Here is a 20151-nt window from a genome sequence, read left to right on the forward strand (position 1 = left end):
GGGAAAGAGCTATCTTTGCAAAAACTTATTTTTGAGATTTATCACTATGAAAAAACTACTATTACTTATTACAAGTCTTTATTTTCCTTTATCAGGATATGCAGCCGAGCATTCACAAGCCTCTATGCGAATCTGGTTTGATACCCCCAACCCCTCTGTAGCAAACCCTGTATGGAATGGAGCTTCTTCTCTTTCTACTTGCGGAGACGGACCTGCTAATTTAGATCCTAATTGGGAAAACTATTCACTTCCTATTGGAAATGGAAATATAGGAGCTAACATTATGGGGTCGATTCAAACAGAACGTATTACTTTCAACGAGAAATCATTATGGAGAGGAGGTCCCAACACATGCAAAAACAGTACACATTATTGGGATGTAAATAAACAATCGGCTTCCATTCTGAAAGAAATACGAGAAGCATTTATTCAAAAAGACATAGACAAAGCAACACAATTAACTCAAGATCATTTTAATGGCAAAGCAGCTTATAATGCTGATGGAGAAACTCCATTCCGTTTTGGAAGTTTTACCTCTGCCGGAGAATTTCAAATTAAAACAGATATTCCAGAAAACAATATCCAGCATTACAATCGTTCACTATCCCTCGACTCTGCCTTAGCTACAGTTGAATTTACACATCAAGATATACATTATCAACGAAACTACTTTATCTCCTACCCCGACAATGTGATGGTAATCCGTTTTTCTGCCAGTGAAAAAAGGAAACAAAATCTCACTTTTACCTACTCTCCTAACCCTTTATCCAGTGGGAGCTTTAAAAAAGATGGGAAAAACGGAATCAGCTACATAGCCCGGCTCAACGATAACCAAATGCAATATGCTGTGCGCATAAAGGTTCTTACTCAAGGAGGAAAGGTTGAAAATACGAAAGATAAACTGATTATCACAGCAGCTGATGAAGTCACATTCCTCATTACAGCTGATACAGATTATTTTATGAACTTCACTCCTGACTATAAAAACCCTAAGACTTATGTGGGAGTAAATCCAATCCAAACAACTCAACAATGGATGGAACAGGCAGCCCGACAAAGCTATAGCCAATTATTCCAAAAACATTATGCCGATTACAGCAGTCTATTCAAACGAAATACCCTATCCATCAATCCTCAATATACTTCTCAGGAAGTTCTGGATTTATCTATCCCCAAACGTCTTGAACGATATCGTACCGGTGCCCCCGACTACGATTTAGAAACTCTTTATTACCAGTTTGGACGTTATCTACTCATTGCCAGCTCACGCCCTGGAAATCTTCCAGCCAATCTGCAGGGCATATGGCACAATAATATCGATGGTCCTTGGCGCGTAGATTATCATAACAACATCAATATCCAGATGAATTACTGGCCTGCCTGTCCAACTAATTTAGCTGAATGCGAGAAGCCTCTAATCGATTTTATACGTACCTTGGTAAAACCAGGAGAGGTGACAGCCCGTTCTTATTTCAATGCACGAGGATGGACAGCTTCTATTTCGTCTAATATTTTCGGATTTACCAGCCCATTACGCGATAAAAACATGACATGGAATTTCTCACCAGTAGCAGGTCCCTGGCTTGCAACTCACGTATGGAACTATTACGACTATACCCGCGATTTAGATTTCCTCAAGCAGACTGGTTACGAGCTTATCAAAAGCAGTGCTCAGTTCGCGGTCGATTATCTGTGGAAGAAACCCGATGGAACCTATACAGCAGCCCCATCAACCTCACCCGAGCATGGACCGATTGATGAAGGAGCAACTTTCTCGCATGCTGTCATACGGGAGATCTTATTAGACGCAATTGAGGCAAGTAAAATACTCGAAACAGATGAAACCGAACGAAAACAATGGGAAAAAGTACTCAGCCATTTAGCTCCCTACCGCATCGGCCGATATGGGCAATTAATGGAATGGTCTACCGACATAGACGACCCCAATGATGATCATCGTCATGTAAACCATCTTTTTGGGCTGCATCCAGGACATACTCTATCTCCTATTACAATCCCTCAATTAGCCCGTGCAGCCCGTGTAGTACTGGAACATCGAGGTGATGGAGCCACAGGATGGAGTATGGGATGGAAACTTAACCAATGGGCACGCTTACAAGACGGAAACAGAGCTTACACACTTTTTGGAAATCTGTTAAAGAACGGCACTAACGACAATTTATGGGATTCTCATCCACCTTTCCAAATAGACGGCAACTTCGGAGGTACAGCTGGTATTACCGAAATGCTACTCCAAAGCCACATGGGATTTATACAACTTCTTCCAGCCTTACCGGCAGTATGGCACGAAGGTAGTTTTACCGGAGTACGTGCACGAGGTAATTTTTCTATTGATATGAAGTGGAAAGACAATAATCTTACTCAAGCAGTCGTTCATTCCGGCTCAGGAGGTGTCTGCCACTTATACTACAAAGGAGAAAAGCTAAGCTTCAATACAGAAAGTGGAAAAAGTTATATTATCACTTATACAAAAGGGAAATTAACACTGAATCCATAAACAGCTAAGACAACTATCAGTACCTTTTATTTTGGAAACTTCTGAATGAAAAAGGTACTGATAGTGTTTTAAATAATGACATAATATCACCAAACAAGAGAGAAAACAGCTAAAATCAAGAAAAAGCAACATAAAAATGGGCTGAAATTACAACAAATCAAGAATATTTTGTAACTTCGGGGAAAAGAGAGAAAGTCCAATGGTATCATTACCATACATTTCACCTTTATCTAATTATCACTCTCCTAAAAAATAGCCCATGGATCTGACTTTAAGACTAAATGCCCGTTTACAGCCCATACATCAATTTCAGTTTGAAGATGTAATCCACACCCTACTTACCAAAAAGGGAATAGGAGAAACAAGCGGAGGAGGTGTTGCCCAAGACCCTGAAGGTGAAACAACATACTGCGAAATAGAAATTCATTTAGACGATACCAAACCCAATAATATTATTCAGCTTCTTGAGATACTAAGTAAAACAGGAATTCCCAAAGGTTCCACCCTTTGGAGTGCAGACCCCGAGTTCAATATTGAAGTCGGTACATTGGAAGGACTTGCTTATTATTTCAACAATACAGAACTCCCCTATTCCATTTACGAGACTTGTGATGTAAACTATGCACTGGAACAAATGGAAAAGGCTATTGAAGGAATCGGGAAACTATATAGCTATTGGAAAGGAAGAGCATACACAGCACTCTACTTCTACGGCCATTCCTTCTTCGAAATGAAGCAGAAGATAGAAGCTTTCAATGCCACATATCCCCTTTGTCAGAAAAGCCGTATCGAACAAATTGCATAAGCCACACCCATCCTCTCTTACTCAGAGAATGACTTTTCTTTTCCGACAGACACAAATGTAACAAAGAAATGACTAACTTTGCAGCCGTAATACATTGAATTATAATTTAGATTAAATATTATGGCTTTACAATGCGGTATTGTCGGATTGCCAAACGTAGGTAAATCGACACTTTTCAATTGCTTATCGAATGCAAAGGCTCAGGCAGCCAACTTCCCTTTTTGTACCATCGAACCCAATGTGGGTGTAATCACCGTACCCGATGAACGTCTGAACAAACTGGCAGAGCTGGTTATCCCCGACCGTATCGTACCGACAACTGTAGAAATTGTCGATATTGCCGGATTGGTAAAAGGAGCAAGCAAAGGCGAAGGATTGGGAAACAAATTCCTTGCCAACATTCGTGAAACAGACGCTATTCTACACGTACTGCGTTGCTTCGATGATGAAAACGTTACACATGTAGACGGTAGTGTAGACCCTGTGCGCGACAAAGAAATCATCGATACAGAACTTCAGCTCAAAGACCTTGAAACCATCGAAAGCCGCATCCAGAAAGTACAGAAACAAGCACAGACTGGAGGCGACAAAGTAGCCAAGCAAACTTACGAAGTATTGGTTCGTTTCCGCGATGCATTGCTGCAAGGAAAATCGGCACGTACCGTACAGTTTGAGACTAAGGACGAACAGAAAATTGCTCATGAGTTATTCCTGCTTACCTCAAAACCTGTAATGTACGTATGTAACGTAGATGAAGGCAGTGCTGTAAACGGAAACAAATATGTAGAACAGGTACGCGAAGCTGTGAAAGAAGAAGGAGCTGAAATCCTGATTGTAGCAGCAAAAACAGAAGCAGACATTGCGGAGCTTGAAACCTATGAAGACCGCCAGATGTTCTTACAGGAAGTAGGTTTGGAGGAATCTGGTGTAAGCCGACTGATTCGTGCCGCTTACAAACTTCTTAATCTGGAAACCTATTTTACAGCCGGTAAGATGGAAGTTCGCGCCTGGACATTCCACAAAGGATGGAAAGCCCCTCAATGTGCAGGTGTTATCCATACAGATTTTGAGAAAGGTTTTATCCGTGCCGAAGTAATCAAGTTCGACGACTTTATCAAATATGGCTCTGAAGCAGCTGTACGCGAAGCCGGAAAACTGAATGTGGAAGGTAAAGAATACATAGTAGAAGACGGAGATATCATGCATTTCCGTTTCAATGTATAACGCATCACTTTTCAGAAAAACGAATGGCAGCTTTTTCTTAAAGCATCGTCTTTCTAAAAGAGTTATTTATACGACCAATAATCAGCAGAGGGCATCGTTATCTTTACAGACAGCAATGCCCTCTGTAAACTATATCCCTGTAATTTAATATAATATGAAAATACTTTCTTTTATTCTTTTCATGCTATTGGGTACTACAGCCTACGCACAACAACTAGGTAGCGACAGAGATGCTCACGGTTGTATTCCATCTGCCGGATATACTTGGAGTGAAGCACAAAAAGATTGTATCCGCTTATTTGAAAAAGGAATTCGTGTAGAATCGACCGACAGTACCCGCCAACAAGCTTTTATTGTATTCAGTCCGGATTCTACATTAGCAGAAATTTTTCTACCCGATTGCTCCCAAGGAGAAATTCTCTACAGACGCAATTTACCTAAAGGTGGTTATGCATGGAACATAGAAGACGACGATACTAAAAACGTACGCCTCATCGAAGGAATCTGGACCATCAGCCAGAGAGGTAAAGTCATTTATAAACAGAAACAATATACATGCTGCCCGAAGCACTCTTGTAAAAAGACTTGTGACAAGAATACCTGCTGCAAGAAAGCATGTAAAAAGAAAGTATGCTGTAAAAAGAAGAAATAACCATGAATTATCTGATTATAGGTACAGGAGGTGTAGGAGGAAGCATAGCAGGCTTCCTTGCACTGGCCGGAAGAAAAGTAACATGCATTGCCCGCGGAGAACATTTGGAAGCGATACGGGCACGGGGACTTCATCTGAAGTCTGATTTGAAGGGAGAACATTTTATCCCGGTCTGCGCCAGTACAGCCGACGAAGTGACAGAAAAGGCAGATGTAATCTTCGTCTGCGTAAAAGGATACTCCATCGACTCTGTAAAAGAGGTAATAAAACGTGCTTCTACTCCTACTACATTAGTAATTCCTATTCTGAATGTATACGGCACTGGTCCGCGTATCGGGCGCCTTGTTCCGGGAGTTGATGTACTGGATGGCTGCATCTACATTGTTGGCTATGTGTCGGGTAAAGGAGAGATAACCCAGTCAGGCAGAGTATTCCGTCTGGTTTGCGGAGCACGCCCCGAGCAGGGTATTGTCCAAGAACGGATAGAGCATGTAGCCGAAGACTTGCGCCAGTGTGGTATCAAAGTTGACGTATCCGACGATATCAACCGCGATACATTCATCAAATGGTCCTTTATCTCTGCCATGGCGTGTACCGGTGCATATTACGATGTACCCATGGGAGCTGTACAGCACGAAGGGGAACCACGCAATACCTTCAAGGGACTTTCTGCCGAAAGCGAAAAAATAGGCAAATGTCTGGGTATTACCTTCCCCGAAGATATGGTAACCTATAACTTGCGGATTATCGACAAGCTGGAACCGGAAACAACTGCTTCCATGCAAAAAGACTTGGCCAATGGTCATCAGTCGGAAATACAAGGTATACTTTTCGATATGATTGAGTTGGGTGAAAAATTTGATATTGAACTTCCTACCTATCAGAAGGTAGCTGCAAAATTCCGTCAAATATGAAACATCTGGTCGACATCGACACCTGGGAACGGAAAGATAATTACCTTTTCTTCCGCGATTTTGCCAATTCATGGATTGCAATAACAAGCGAAGTAGACTGCACCGAAGCTTATGATGCAGCCAAAAGCACCAAACGCTCTTTTTTTCTCCATTATCTGTATGCCGTAGTACGTGCTGCAAATGAAATCAAAGAGTTTCGCTACCGATGGGATAAACACGGACAAGTGGTCTATCACGATACTGTAGATATCACAACTCCCATAGCCGTACCGGGTAAGACTTTCTACACCGTACGTATTCCCTACATCGAAGATTTTGAAGCTTTCTACCGCAATGCGCGGCATATAATTGAAAACATCCCTACAGACGGAGACCCTTACGGCACAGACAAACAGATAACCGAACAGGGCGATTTTGATGTCATTCTGCTCAGTGCTACTCCCAAACTGTATTTTACCTCCATTACATATACCCAATATGCGCCCGGACACTCACTGGACTATCCGTTGATGAATGCCGGAAAAGCAGTACGCCGTGAAGGAAGGCTGGTAATGCCGCTCGCCATGACAGTGAGCCATGCCTTTGTAGACGGAGCCCATGTATCCCTCTTCTTCGAGAAAGTAGAGCAATACCTCAAGGAGGTAGGAAAGCAAAGCGTATAATCGCCTTATTTTATACAAAAGCATCCCATACACGTGTACATACGTGTACGGGATGCTTTTACTCTCTTAACGGTTCAAATAAGCACACAGAGCCTGTACGGCACGTGCACGATGGCTGATACGGTTCTTTTCTTCACTTCCCATTTCTGCAAAAGTTTCGGTATATCCTTCCGGCATAAATACCGGATCATAACCAAAACCGGAAGCACCGCGTTTTTCTTCGATAATTTCGCCTTTTACCACACCTTCGAACAAATGCTCTGCTCCACCCTCAATCAGGCAAATAGCCGTACGGAATTGCGCCTTACGGTTAGTTTTTCCTTCCATTTCTGCAAGCAGTTTACGCATATTCGCTTCCGAGTCGTGTCCTTCACCTCCGGCATAACGGGCAGAATACACTCCCGGAGCTCCATTCAGTGCTTCTACCTCCAGACCAGTATCATCGGCAAAACAGTCCAATCCGTAATGACGGTAGATATATTCTGCTTTCAGAACCGCATTTCCTTCCAGTGTATCAGCTGTTTCAGGAATATCAACATCACACTGAATATCCTTCAGACTCAACACTTCTACTTTATCACCCAAAATAGCACGGATTTCTTCCAGCTTATGAGCATTGTTTGTTGCAAATACTAATTTTCGCATATATGTAAAATTATAAGTTTTAAATTCTTACTGAACTGCTTTTTCCTGTGGTATGCACACCACATTTTTCATTTTCCCTTTAAAGCCCATCATACTATCTCCTATCTGTCGGAGCGGAAACACCAGCGTTTCCATGTACCAGATCCGGTCCTTACGCTTCCATTTCGCATTATACACTTCACCGACGCGGCCTTCCAAACGCTCCTCCAATTTCCCGTTTACAAACAGAGAAGTCCCTTTACCGTCTCCCTCTATTCTTATTTTGGTCCATTGTGCCGCAGGCAAGCGATAATTGTGAAACACAAACTCATACCCCTCTCTACGAAATGCAAATTTTCCCGTTCCATTCCAGTTGGTAAGCACTACAGAATGAGGTCCTTTGAACAACACCGCATCTGTCACCGGCTCTGCATCCGGACAGATTTCAAACTCCACAGCATAGGGATAACCGATTTCATCCAATACGGTATTCACAGTATCTGTCCCCGAGAAAACAAGTACCTCTTCGGAAGGAATTAAAGCTGTTTTTCCCTTTACCTTCGCCAGCAAATTCACTCCCGGTGCCTCTGGCATGTTATGACACAGCTTTTCAAAAGCCTCATAAGGCATCCTGTTCCGGTTTTCTCCTCCCCACATTTTCTCCGAAAGTACCTGTAAAGCAGGGAAACAACGGGCGTGTACATCTTGCTGGCTGATTCCGTTTCCTACTCTATCGTTCCATACCGCAAACATAGCCCCCAGCAAATCCGGATTTCCTTTTTCTACTTCAAACCCATTATTCATTTGCTCCGGAGTCCATTCATTGTACAACCATCGTGTATCCAGATAATCATGATAATAGTTGACACCGGGTACAATATAAAGATAGGCATCACAGGTATTAATCACTTTATATCCCTCTTTCAATGCCGTCTCAAGATCCAGCCACCCATAATTCCACGCATTTACATAACAGCCTTTTATATCTACCTGTGTAGTTCCCTTCATCTGTTTCAGACTTCCCCACAAACGGGGAATCTTGCCAAAACTTCTAATGTATTTCAGATAATAATCTGTAAAGTAACGGAATTGCTCCACTTCTTTGATGTTGTATTCATCGGTACCGATATGTACATACGAACCGGTAAAAACAGGATCATCACCCCCAATATATTCGGCAAACAAGGTATCGAGAAAAGCATATACCTCCGGCTTATACAAATCCAGATGGTCCATGCCGTACTCCTTCTTCTCGGCTGCCAGTCTCGGGTTATAATGAGTAAACGCCAACGAATGGGCCGGTACATCGATTTCCGGTATTATTTCAATGCCATAACGGTTTGCCAGTTTCTGAAACTCCTTGAATTCCGCCTTAGTATACGAACCATCTTTTGCTGTCAGCCCTGGAAAACAGTCGCTTTCCAGGCGAAAAGCGGCATAAGTCTGGTTCCAGTCATTATTGAAAAACTCCACAAATCCATTGTCATTCAAATGAATCTGAAACTCATTCATTTTATAGAATGAAAGTATTTTGACATAGCTTTTAAGAAAATCCATCGAAAAGAACTTTCTCCCGGTATCGAGCATAAAACCACGGTGTGCATAAGCCGGAAAATCGGCAGCCTTTCCTTTCTGCAACCCTTCCGGCTGGTTGTACAGCATTTGCAGCAAGGTACGGGTGCCCCAGAACACACCTTTCGGTGCCGAAGCACCTAACGATACATACGAACGGATGTCCAATTCATACCCCTCTTCACCCAGTGCTTTATCGGGCTTTGCCAGATACAGATAAATATCCTGCCGCGACGGCTTTCCGGTTGTTACCCGATACATCCGTCCGAACATTTCTTTCAAATCGTCTGCTAAAGTAGCAGCCACCTCACCAAGTTGTGCTTCTGCCGATGGCTCGATGACAATCCGCCCCTCCCCCGGCAAAACCAGTCTTCCTGAATATCCTTTCCAGTTCTGTAATGCAGGAATAACCTGCGGTATACTTTCCTGTGCCCATGCAGCCAAGCTACATACCCAGAGACTAATGATTAACGTGAACAGTTTTTTCATAAAACAAATAGGAATTAACCGGTACGAAGATACCGATTAATTCCTATTTACAAAAGAACCCTACCCAGATTCCGATACAATCTTACAAACGGTTCAGCTCGTCGTTGGCTGCACCCGTTCCTTTGTATTTGCTCTTCGATGCATTGAAACGGTATTGTACGGTCAGGCTCACGCTGCGCAGATTCAGCTTGGCAGTCTTGTCGAACCACATGTGAGGAGCGTAAATAAGATAAGACTCCTCGCGCGAATTAAACAAGTCGGCCGCTTTCAGACGCAGGTTCAGACGGTCGTCCAGCAGGCTTTTATTCACACTTAAGTCTACATAACCATTCGGTTTGAGTACAATCACCGAACTCTCTCCACGCGTTGAATATACTCCCATTACATTTGCTGTCCATCCTTTCCCGAAACGGAAGTTATTGTCCAGCGAGAACACTCCCATCGGATTGTTCAAATTACGGTATTCTCCCATCGCTTCTACTCGAAAGAACTGTTGCTGATACATCAGGCTCAGAGTAGGTTCGTAGAACCCGAATTTAGGAGATAAGATGAGTGAGAGGTTCAACTCCTCTTTCCTGTCGTAATTGATATTGGTAAAGATAGAAACCGAAGGGTCTTTTTCATAGATAAACGACGTACCCTCGATGGCATCCTTTCGGTAAATATAACTTGCCATGAACTGAATCCAGCGATAATTTCCCATCAAGGTTACATCGTGTATGGTTTCAGGCTTCAGCAGCGGGTTGCCTCCCTCGTAGGTAAAGCGGTCGTCGTACTGAAGGTTGCTACGCAACTCGTAATAAGCCGGACGGCGTGTCTTAGCCGTATAACTGAGCGACCACTGTGTATTCCGGACAGGAAACGACAAGGACACGTTGGGCAACAGATTGTCGTACGTACGGCTCTGCTCATCAATCCGCACTCCTTTGTCGAAGTAATCAGACACCACATGTTCGTAGCGAAGCCCTGCCACCATCTGCACCTTGCCCACAGAGAAAGCATATTCGGCAAAAGCGGCTACCTTTTCTTCCTGATTGCGCGTATCGCTGTCGGGCAGATAACCTTCGGGATTGAGATACCAGTCCGAACGCTCCGTATGGCTGTACTCCGCTCCTCCCTTCAGCTCACCGCTACCCAACAGATGAGACAGAACCAATTTCGCTGCATACAAGTCGGAGTTCACCCGGTTGTCGGTCGTTACCACGCGGTCATCCTGCACCTCGTTCTGCTCTTGGTTGTACTGGGTGTTGTGCTCCCCTCCTTTGTAATAGTCGGCATTGAAATCAATATTCAGTTTGCCCGCCGTACCTACGTAATACACGTTCAGCCGATGGTCATCACTCTGATTACTCCAACGCTGGTCGTAAGACGAACGGTCGAACCAATCTCCGTCCCGGTAGATTTCGTAATTGGAAGAAATGGTAGGCTTACTGTTAGGATTGCGTGAGAACTGATACTTACCTCCGAAAGAATGGTTTTCGTTAATCATGTAGTTGAATCCTCCGTTCGCGGTAAGATACTGGCGTGTACCCGCCAAGATCATATCGGAAGTCTGTTCCCACAAGTTTTCACTTTCCACATGCGTACGGTTCGACTGGTCAAGATGCGTCCCGCTGTGCGAATAATACGCCCCTCCAAACACATCAAGCCCCCCTTTGCGATAATTCAAATCCACTCGTTCGGCATGACTGAAGTGATATTTACTTTGTCCGGCATTGGCCCATACATTGGCACCGACTCCCTCTCCTTTCGGCTTCACGGTCTTAATCTTAATGACCGACTTCACGGTTACATCATACTCTGCCCCCGGATTGGTAATGACCTCTACGCTCTGTATGTCTTTGGCATCAAGGCGGTCGAGTTCGGTCAGGTCGCGCACCTGACGTCCGTTCAAGTAAATCAGAGGAGTTCCCTTCCCGAACACCGTATAGCCATCGTCTTTTGCCTGTACAAACGGTACATGCGCCAAGACTTCTCCAGCACTGCCTAAGGTACTGAGCAAAGAGTTTGATACACTGGTAACGAGACTGTTCCCCTTCATTCTATACGTAGGACGGCGGGCAGTAACCACCGTTTCCTGCAACTGCACAGCATCAGGCTGCATTGCAATCAGCAGATTGCCTGTACCATTCCCCTTCTCACACATACGGTACACTGTCTGATACCCTACCGATGAAACTTTCAGCAGATTTCCTCCGATCGAAAGCGCATCAAAGGCAAAGGCTCCTTCCTCATCAGTTACGGTTCCGGCAACAAAAGCCGAGTCTTGTCGTGTCAGTAAAACTACATTTGCATAAGGAAGTGGCCGATCGTTCTCGTCCAATAGTTTTCCTCTTACTTCTTGTGCTTGCAACGGCAGGAAAGCCAGTGCAATTCCTACCATCAAAAATAAAATCTTCATTCTATCATTGCATTAAATTCATGCGAATTTAGACTACACATTGATAGAAAGCAAATAAAAAAGGAATAAATCACTCAAAAAGATATACCCCCCCCCATTTATATACATACACTTTTTATGCAATATTTCCTTTGTCTTCTCCACGAATCTTTAAAAAGTTCCACTCCATCAGACACAAAAACACATCTTTTTGCCGATAAAATAAGAACGACGTCGTCGACCGTATAATCAGCGACGCCGGCTTTACATTCGGCGATGCTGAATCTACAGTCGACGGCGTCGAATATAGAACGTAATCAGAGAAATCGGTATACTCCACTCATCGCAAGTGCTTTATATACCAACTACCCTATCTGTATTTCAATGTTTCTTTAATTCTTCTGCCGGTACAATACGGTACAGTTTATCGCTCGGACGTACCCGTTCCGGTACTTTAAACGATACATGTACCCCCTTCTTCACTACATCTACCGGTTTCAGATTGACACGAGCCTCTTCCAACGTTACATACATTGCTCCTGTAGTAGGTCCTGTAATCAGCAACTTGTCGCCAACCTTGATTTCACTGGCTTCAATCAGGAACTCTGCCACGCCGATATTGGAGAAGTATTTGATACCTTTTCCGGCATAAACTTTACGTTCTGTAGCTTCCGAACCGTAATTACGGCTCCACTCTCCCAAACGCTGTCCCAAATAATATCCGTTCCAGAATCCACGGTTGAACACAGTCTTCAAGCGAGTATCCCAATCTGCCTTCTTTTCTTCGGTAAAAGTTCCATCCAGGTAAGACTGAATTGCTTCCTTGTAACACTCCACTACAGTACGTACATACTCTGGTCCACGTGCACGTCCTTCTATCTTGAACACCCGTACACCTGCCTCAATCATTTCATCCATAAAATGAATGGTCTTCAGGTCTTTAGGTGACATGATATACTGATTGTCCACTTCCAGTTCGATATCGCTCTCCTTGTCTTTCACTATATACGAACGACGGCAGACCTGCATGCAAGCTCCGCGATTGGCAGATGCATTCAGTTCATTCAGACTCAGATAACACTTGCCCGATACAGCCATACACAAAGCACCGTGACAGAACATTTCAATGCGTACCGGCTCTCCCATCGGTCCTTTGATACCTTGTTCCTGAATGGCATCGTATATCTTGCGTACCTGCTTCAGATTCAGTTCACGAGCCAATACCACGACATCGGCAAACTGTGCATAAAACTTCAAGGCTTCCGCATTGCTGATGTTGAGCTGTGTAGAAAGATGTACCTCCTGCCCTACTTTATTGCAGTAGGCCATTACTGCTACATCGGCAGCAATTACCGCACTGATACCTGCTTCTTTTGCCGCATCGACAATCTTGCGCATCAAAGTGATATCTTCGTCGTAAATAATCGTATTAATAGTAAGATAACTCTTCACTCCATTTTCATCGCAGATCTGTGCAATTTCGCGCAAATCATCGATAGTAAACGTACTTGCCGAACGCGCACGCATGTTCAGACTTTCGATACCAAAATAGATAGAGTCTGCTCCAGCATGAATAGCAGCAGCCAGAGATTCACGAGAACCCACTGGTGCCATGATTTCAAAATCCTTTATTGAATAATTCATCGCTTCTTATTGATTTACGCTACAAAGGTAACGATTTTTCCGGGAACCACAGAAAAAGCTTGTACAAACACCCCTTCCCCCCTCTCTTTTTCTCCTTCAGCAAACAGAATAATAAATAATTATTCATACAGATAGTAAGAAAAACGACGATTTTTTTTACTCTTTATTACTTTTTAATTAAAAATTTTATATTTTTGCGCCCCGATAAAGAAGAAGTATATAAAAATTTTAAATACTTTGAAAAATATTGATGCGAATCAATACCCTGATGAATAAAAAAACAGAGAGTTGTTTAATTATAAATCTAAGTAAACTTTAATTAAGAGAGATTTTATGAGTAAGATTTTATCCCTATTATGCAGTATGCTAATCTGCATAACGACTTACGCACAGAACATTACTGTGAACGGTAAAGTTACAGCCAACGGCGAAGAGATGCCGGGTGTAACAGTAGCGGTAAAAGGAGGAACCCAAGGTACCATTACCTCTATCGACGGAGGATACTCCTTGCAAGTAGACGCTAAAAGCACATTAGTTTTTTCATTTATTGGCTATGAAACTGTAGAAGTTCCCATCAAAGGCCAAAAAGTAATCAACGTAAATCTGGAAGAATCATCTATTGCGATGGAAGAAGTAGTGATTGCCGTGCCTTATGGTACTGCAAAGAAGTCTACCTTTACAGGTTCAGCCAGTGTAATTGACAAAAAAATTGTGGCCTCATCACAGGTAGCCAGCGTTTCTAAAGCATTGCAGGGAACCGTAGCCGGTTTGCAGTCATTCTCTACCAGCGGCCAACCGGGTGAAGATGCAGATATCTATATTCGTGGTGTAGGATCTGTAAATGCTTCACAAACTCCTTTGTATGTAGTTGACGGAGTTCCTTATGACGGAAAATTGTCTTCTATTTCATCACAAGACATTGCTTCTGTCACTGTACTGAAAGATGCAGCAGCAGCTTCACTGTACGGTTCTCGTGCAGCCAATGGTGTAATTATGATTACAACCAAGCAAGGACAAACCGGTTCTGCACCAACCATCCAGTTATCTGCTAAATATGGTTTTTCAAGCCGTGCTGTCAGCGATTATAATCAGTTAAGTACAAACGACTACTTCAAACTGCAATGGGAAGCACTCCGCAACAGCTATATGACCGGAAAAAATGCAATGAGCGCTGAAGATGCCGGAAAAGCAGCCTCAGCTGTCTTGACTACTACCGGTACTGGCGGACTGGGTATCAACCCTTATGGTAGCAAATACCCTCAACCCATTGACCAGTACGGAAATTTGGTAGAAGGAGCCACTCCTCTCTGGGACGACAGTTGGGAAGATGCATTGACACAAGATGCACATTATGCAGATTTGAATGCCAGTGTGTCTGGCGGTAGCGAGAAAACCAAATATTATTTCTCATTGGGTTACCTGGACGATCAAGGTGCTTATATCTGTTCTGGATTTAAACGTTACAACTTAAGAACCAATATTACCACTGATTTACGTGATTGGTTGCAAGTAGGTTTGAACGTATCAGCAAGCCACTCTATCCAAAATTATCCGAAACAGGATGATACAGCTATTGGCAACGTTGTATTGGCTGCTCGTGATATACCTTCATTCTATCCTGTTTACGAACGTAATATGGATACAGGAGAATATATTCTGGATGAAAACGGTAACCGGATCTATGATTACGGTACCTATCGTAAAGGTTCTTACAACGGACAGAACTTTGCACAGTCTATGTACTATGACAAAAAAGAATACAAACGTGACGCTGCATCTGTACGTGGATTTTTACAGATTACTCCGATTGAAGGACTGAGCTACAAGATGTCTGTAAACTTAGACTACAACAGTCGCTTTACTCATTTCTACGACAACCCGACTTATGGTAAACAACCTTTGATAGGAAGTGTGCAGAAAGAAAACGACCGTACTACCGGTATGACATTCAACAATGTAGTAAACTGGAATCATACATTCAACGATGCACACGATGTACGTGTAATGTTGGGTCAGGAGTATTATGAATACAATACATCCAGCTTCGGCGGTTCACGTTCGGGTGTAATTACCGACGGATATTTTGAACCCGATGCTGCTTCTACACTGAACAGTTTCTCTGGTTACAGCGACCAGTACAAATTATTGAGTTATTTTGGTAGTGCAGAATACTCATACCAAGGAAAATATTTTGCATCAACTTCTGTACGTACAGACGGTTCTTCTCGTTTCCATCCAGATCATCGCTGGGGAACATTCTGGTCTTTTGGTGCTTCTTGGAAAATCGTACGCGAAAAATTCCTCGAATCAGCAGCAAATGACTGGTTGACAAACTTGACTTTGCGTGCCAGCTATGGTGCACAGGGTAATGATAATGTAGGTTACTATGCATATCAGGCTTTGTATGGTATGGGAAGCCTGTTTGGAAACCCTGCATTGACAGCTTATCGTCTGGCTACTCCTAACTTGACTTGGGAAACTAACTTAAACCTGAATATCGGTTTGGATTTCGGATTCTGGAACAACCGCTTGAACGGTACTATCGAATACTTCCAGCGTTCATCTAAAGATTTGCTGTTCTCACGCGACCTGGTTCCATCAAGCGGATTCTCTAGTATTGATGCCAACATCGGTAAGCTGAAAAACTACGGTTGGGAATTCACAATCAGCGGTACTCCTATTCTGACCAAAGACTGGACATGGAAATTAAGTGTAAATGCAACTACCTATAAAAATGAAATTGTAGAACTTCCTACAGATGTTATGTGGAACGGTTCGAAGAAATGGGTAAAAGGCGGTTCTTTGTACGACTATTGGATGTATGAATGGGCAGGAGTTAATCCTGAAACAGGTGCGCCACAATGGTATAAGACACAAGAAGACGGAAGCCGAGTACCTACAAGCGACTACTCTTCTCTGAATTCAAACGATAAGGTGAAGTTGGGAAGTTCACTGCCGACACTGACCGGAGGTTTCCAGTCTGATTTGACTTGGAAAAATGTATCCTTGTCGATGCTGTTCTCTTATGCAATTGGTGGTAAGTTATACAACAACGACTATGTGATGATGATGAGCACATCAGGAGGTAACGGTAGCTCACTGAGCGAAGAAATGCTGGAACGCTGGCAAAAGCCGGGTGATATTACAGATGTCCCCAAACTGTCTTATAACCAGACAGACTACTTCACCAGTGGTTCAAGCCGTTGGTTGGTAGACCGTTCATTCTTACGTTTAAAAACTGTGACATTAAGTTATACATTACCGAAAAAATGGATACACGTAGCTTCACTGAAAGAAGCAAGCGTCTTCTTGCAAGGTGAAAACCTGCTGACATTCAGTCACCAGCAAGGTCTTGATCCGGAACAGCCTATCAGTGGTTCTGTTTCATTCCGCTACCCTGCCATGAAAACTTTCTCATTCGGTATTAATGTAACACTTTAATTTAATTCTTAAAATATGAAATTCAGTTATAAAAATATAACCTGGGGAATATTACTCGCATGCAGTATGGCATCTTGCGATCTGGATACCACCCCCACCAACTACCTTCCTTCTGAAGACGCATTTAAAACTACAGCGCGTTGCGAAAGTGTGCTAAACGGTACATGGAGCTCTCTTTTTACAAACGGTTCCACCTACGCATCTATCGGATTAGGCTCTATTATGATGAATGATGATTTTGCCGGATCGGATGTAGTAAGAACAACCAGCTACGGATATAGCTCAAGCTACAGTCTTACCAACGGCTACGGACGTGGAGAAATCAACGATATGGCATGGGATTTGTTTTACGATGCCATAAACAACTGCAACAACATCATTGCATACATTGACCAGGCCGAAGGAAGTGAAGAAGACAAAAACATCATCAAAGGTCAGGCTTTGGCTACCCGCGGTTATGTATATATGCTTCTGGCTACTCACTATTCTTTTGGAGTGGGTAATGAAAAGTATGCCAACAACGCTTGTGTACCTATCTACACAGAGCCGACAGACCTGAATATGGCATTGACCGGTAAGCCTGCATCCACTGTAAAAGATGTATTCCAGCGCTCTTTAACCGACTTAGGAGATGCCTATTCTTTAATTCCGGACAACTATAATAGAGGTATTAACGCAACTGACCAATACCGTATTGATAAAACTGTGGTAAAAGGATTATTGGCACGTACTAACTTATATGCAGGAGAATGGCAAGCTGCCTACAACTATGCAGACGAAGCGATGACAGCCAAAGGTAAATACCTGATGTCGGAAGAAGAATTCAAGAGCGGATTCAATGATGCAACCAACGAAGAATGGATGTGGGGATTTTCTTCTACACTGGAAGACAATCTGGCTGCCTACAATTTCAATTTCAAAGATTGTACAACCGAAGGCTCTTATTACAGTTGCTTTAATGTAGATCCGTTTTTCAAGGAAAAATTTGAAGATAATGACTATCGTAAAGATTTATTCCGTTGGGGAGCTAACGCTGGTTACGGCGAATGGACTATGCTGAATTATAAGTTTAAATTTGCGGATATCAACAACGGATTGGGAGACATTATTCTGATGCGTGTAGCAGAAATGTTCCTTATTAAAGCAGAGGCCGCAACTCACCTGCCAGGCAAAGAAGGAGAAGCACAGAGCTTACTGAAAGAATTACGTCAGGCACGATTGAAAGCCGGTAATACAGCAGCAGAAGTTACTGCTACAGGCGATGAACTGAGAGAAGAAATTTGGTTGGAACGCCGTAAAGAGTTATGGGGAGAAGGATTCTCACTGACAGATTTGATTCGTAACCAAAAGAGTCTGGAACGCAAAAACTGGAGTCACTACGTAGAATGTATCCTAAATCCGGATGGTAGCAACTCTAATATTCCTATTTTGGACGAAAATGGCGAACTGACTTATGCTGATGATAAACCTGAAAGCTATAAGAAAGAAAGATGTACGCTGCTTCAAGGACATATTGCATCCAGAACAGTATTCCCTGATGGTTCTGAGTTTGAGCCAAACAGTAAATACTACCTGTTCCGAATTCCTGAACAGGAAGAATTGCAAAACGCAAACTTGTATACAGAACATCCCATGCTTCCACTTTATAATTAAGGTGCGCATAAAAGAACTAACATAACTGCTCCCAGACGAAAATAATATTCGTCTGGGAGTTTTTTATTTACCTCCTTACCTTACTTCAATATACTTATCATTCCTTCTACACTGACTGCTCCTACCCCAACCATCATCAACTCATGCAGATTTTTATTAACTTTGCAGCCTAAAAGCATGTCAATATGAAGATTAGAAACATAGATTTAGGAGAAAAGCCTGTACTATTGGCTCCAATGGAAGATGTAACCGATCCGGCTTTCCGACTATTGTGTAAGGAATTCGGAGCCGATATGGTATATACAGAATTTGTATCGAGCGATGCACTGATCCGTTCCGTTGGGAAAACGATGCTAAAACTGAACATCAGCGATGCAGAACGTCCGGTTGCAATACAGATATACGGAAAAGATACAGAAACCATGGTAGAGGCTGCACGTATCGTAGAACAGGCACAGCCAGATATTCTGGACTTAAACTTTGGCTGTCCTGTAAAACGAGTAGCAGGTAAAGGAGCCGGATCTGGCATGCTGCAAAATGTACCTAAAATGCTGGAAATTACCCGAGCTGTCGTAAATGCTGTAAAGATTCCGGTCACAGTCAAGACTCGTTTGGGATGGGATGCCGAGCATAAAATTATTGTCGACTTGGCAGAACAGCTACAGGACTGTGGAATCGAAGCACTTACCATACACGGACGTACCCGTGCGCAAATGTATACCGGAGAAGCAGACTGGACACTAATTGGAGAAGTAAAAAATAATCCTCGGATGCGTATTCCTATCATCGGAAACGGAGATGTCACTACTCCCCAACGCGCCAAAGAGTGTTTCGACAAATACGGAGTAGATGCCATCATGATAGGACGCGGAAGTTTTGGACGCCCCTGGATTTTTAAAGAAGTAAAACACTATCTGAATACTGGAGAAGAACTTCCTCCCCTCTCCTTCAAATGGAGAATGGATGTCCTGCGACGGGAGGTGCAAGACAGTGTAAACTTGCTTGATGAACGCCGGGGTATTTTACATGTACGACGACACTTGGCGGCCTCCCCTCTTTTTAAGGGAATACCGAACTTTAAAGAGACACGGATTGCCATGTTACGCGCTGAAACTCTTGAAAGTCTGAATCAGATTCTGGATACAATAGAAGCTAATTTTGGAGAGAACTAATTCATAGTCACTCTAAAATGGTTTTTCATGCACATAATATATAAAAATGTGCAAAGAATATGCATTTATTTGCCGGAATATTTGTATAGAACAAGAAATATTCACACCTTTGCACCGAAAAGTAAACAATTTATTCTATTTATAAACTTAAAATTTTAAAATTATGTCTGAAATCGCATCAAAAGTACAGAAGATTATTGTTGATAAATTAGGCGTAGAAGAATCAGAAGTAACAACAACTGCAAGCTTCACTAACGACCTGGGTGCTGACTCTTTGGATACAGTAGAATTGATCATGGAATTCGAAAAAGAATTCGGTATCTCTATTCCAGATGATCAGGCAGAAAAAATCCAGACTGTAGGCGACGCTATCTCTTACATCGAAGCTAACGCAAAATAAT

Annotated in this window: 13 protein-coding genes and 1 pseudogene; 10 read left to right on the forward strand and 4 right to left on the reverse strand. The window is 42.8% G+C overall.

Features of this window, described 5'->3' with window-relative positions; genetic code table 11:
- The first annotated feature begins 46 nt into the window (after positions 1-46).
- The 6 genes and pseudogenes from O6P32_RS10920 to O6P32_RS10945 all read left to right on the forward strand — a co-directional run bounded on the left by O6P32_RS10920 (position 47) and on the right by O6P32_RS10945 (position 6775).
- Complete coding sequence (locus O6P32_RS10920) at positions 47-2518, forward strand: glycosyl hydrolase family 95 catalytic domain-containing protein (protein WP_269878539.1); 2472 nt, start codon at positions 47-49, stop codon at positions 2516-2518.
- A 259-nt stretch (positions 2519-2777) separates the two neighbouring features.
- On the forward strand, positions 2778-3323 hold the full coding sequence (locus O6P32_RS10925; protein ID WP_178265778.1) for a hypothetical protein: 546 nt from the start codon (positions 2778-2780) through the stop codon (positions 3321-3323).
- 120 nt (positions 3324-3443) lie between these two features.
- Positions 3444-4547 (forward strand): redox-regulated ATPase YchF, encoded by a 1104-nt coding sequence (ychF, locus tag O6P32_RS10930; protein WP_269878540.1) that lies wholly within the window; start codon positions 3444-3446, stop codon positions 4545-4547.
- 214 nt (positions 4548-4761) lie between these two features.
- Positions 4762-5094 (forward strand): annotated as a pseudogene (locus O6P32_RS10935) (copper resistance protein NlpE); the annotation flags it as partial.
- 107 nt (positions 5095-5201) lie between these two features.
- Positions 5202-6113, forward strand: a complete 912-nt coding sequence (locus tag O6P32_RS10940; protein ID WP_269878541.1) for a ketopantoate reductase family protein — start codon at positions 5202-5204, stop codon at positions 6111-6113.
- Complete coding sequence (locus tag O6P32_RS10945; RefSeq protein ID WP_269878543.1) at positions 6110-6775, forward strand: chloramphenicol acetyltransferase; 666 nt, start codon at positions 6110-6112, stop codon at positions 6773-6775. The genes O6P32_RS10940 and O6P32_RS10945 overlap by 4 nt, the downstream gene beginning before the upstream one ends.
- A 66-nt stretch (positions 6776-6841) precedes the next feature.
- Here the strand turns inward: O6P32_RS10945 and O6P32_RS10950 are convergent, their stop codons facing one another.
- The 4 genes from O6P32_RS10950 to O6P32_RS10965 form a co-directional block, all read right to left on the reverse strand.
- Positions 6842-7420 (reverse strand): non-canonical purine NTP diphosphatase, encoded by a 579-nt coding sequence (locus O6P32_RS10950; RefSeq protein WP_178267191.1) that lies wholly within the window; start codon positions 7418-7420, stop codon positions 6842-6844.
- 27 nt (positions 7421-7447) lie between these two features.
- The gene (locus O6P32_RS10955) at positions 7448-9460 is read right to left on the reverse strand and encodes a family 20 glycosylhydrolase (protein WP_269878544.1); all 2013 of its coding nucleotides are present in this window, start codon (positions 9458-9460) and stop codon (positions 7448-7450) included.
- Positions 9461-9542: 82 nt separating this feature from the next.
- A complete protein-coding gene (locus tag O6P32_RS10960; RefSeq protein WP_269878545.1) occupies positions 9543-11861 on the reverse strand; it encodes a TonB-dependent receptor domain-containing protein in 2319 nt (772 codons plus the stop codon).
- Positions 11862-12221: 360 nt separating this feature from the next.
- Entirely contained in the window at positions 12222-13484 is a 1263-nt protein-coding gene (locus O6P32_RS10965) for a peptidase U32 family protein (protein WP_178267194.1), read from the reverse strand.
- A 333-nt stretch (positions 13485-13817) separates the two neighbouring features.
- Between O6P32_RS10965 and O6P32_RS10970 the strand changes: the two genes are divergently transcribed.
- The 4 genes from O6P32_RS10970 to O6P32_RS10985 all read left to right on the forward strand — a co-directional run bounded on the left by O6P32_RS10970 (position 13818) and on the right by O6P32_RS10985 (position 20150).
- Positions 13818-16925, forward strand: coding sequence for a SusC/RagA family TonB-linked outer membrane protein (locus O6P32_RS10970; RefSeq protein ID WP_269878546.1), 3108 nt, complete (start codon positions 13818-13820; stop codon positions 16923-16925).
- A gap of 66 nt (positions 16926-16991) precedes the next feature.
- Positions 16992-18578 (forward strand): RagB/SusD family nutrient uptake outer membrane protein, encoded by a 1587-nt coding sequence (locus O6P32_RS10975; protein WP_269878547.1) that lies wholly within the window; start codon positions 16992-16994, stop codon positions 18576-18578.
- Between the two features lie 185 nt (positions 18579-18763).
- The gene (gene dusB, locus O6P32_RS10980) at positions 18764-19750 is read left to right on the forward strand and encodes a tRNA dihydrouridine synthase DusB (RefSeq protein WP_178267320.1); all 987 of its coding nucleotides are present in this window, start codon (positions 18764-18766) and stop codon (positions 19748-19750) included.
- A gap of 163 nt (positions 19751-19913) precedes the next feature.
- On the forward strand, positions 19914-20150 hold the full coding sequence (locus O6P32_RS10985; protein WP_178267321.1) for an acyl carrier protein: 237 nt from the start codon (positions 19914-19916) through the stop codon (positions 20148-20150).
- The last annotated feature ends 1 nt before the right edge of the window (position 20151 follow it).

The sequence above is a fragment of the Phocaeicola acetigenes genome (assembly GCF_027529745.1).
GTDB classification, from domain to species: domain Bacteria; phylum Bacteroidota; class Bacteroidia; order Bacteroidales; family Bacteroidaceae; genus Phocaeicola; species Phocaeicola acetigenes.

Coding starts and splice junctions, on each gene's coding strand:
- O6P32_RS10965 (WP_178267194.1), bottom strand. CDS start 13,484: ATGAATTATTCAATAAAGGATTTTGAAATCATGGCACCAGTGGGTTCT.
- O6P32_RS10985 (WP_178267321.1), top strand. CDS start 19,914: ATGTCTGAAATCGCATCAAAAGTACAGAAGATTATTGTTGATAAATTA.
- O6P32_RS10945 (WP_269878543.1), top strand. CDS start 6,110: ATGAAACATCTGGTCGACATCGACACCTGGGAACGGAAAGATAATTAC.
- O6P32_RS10920 (WP_269878539.1), top strand. CDS start 47: ATGAAAAAACTACTATTACTTATTACAAGTCTTTATTTTCCTTTATCA.
- ychF (WP_269878540.1), top strand. CDS start 3,444: ATGGCTTTACAATGCGGTATTGTCGGATTGCCAAACGTAGGTAAATCG.
- O6P32_RS10960 (WP_269878545.1), bottom strand. CDS start 11,861: ATGAAGATTTTATTTTTGATGGTAGGAATTGCACTGGCTTTCCTGCCG.
- dusB (WP_178267320.1), top strand. CDS start 18,764: ATGAAGATTAGAAACATAGATTTAGGAGAAAAGCCTGTACTATTGGCT.
- O6P32_RS10940 (WP_269878541.1), top strand. CDS start 5,202: ATGAATTATCTGATTATAGGTACAGGAGGTGTAGGAGGAAGCATAGCA.
- O6P32_RS10925 (WP_178265778.1), top strand. CDS start 2,778: ATGGATCTGACTTTAAGACTAAATGCCCGTTTACAGCCCATACATCAA.
- O6P32_RS10950 (WP_178267191.1), bottom strand. CDS start 7,420: ATGCGAAAATTAGTATTTGCAACAAACAATGCTCATAAGCTGGAAGAA.
- O6P32_RS10955 (WP_269878544.1), bottom strand. CDS start 9,460: ATGAAAAAACTGTTCACGTTAATCATTAGTCTCTGGGTATGTAGCTTG.
- O6P32_RS10975 (WP_269878547.1), top strand. CDS start 16,992: ATGGCATCTTGCGATCTGGATACCACCCCCACCAACTACCTTCCTTCT.
- O6P32_RS10970 (WP_269878546.1), top strand. CDS start 13,818: ATGAGTAAGATTTTATCCCTATTATGCAGTATGCTAATCTGCATAACG.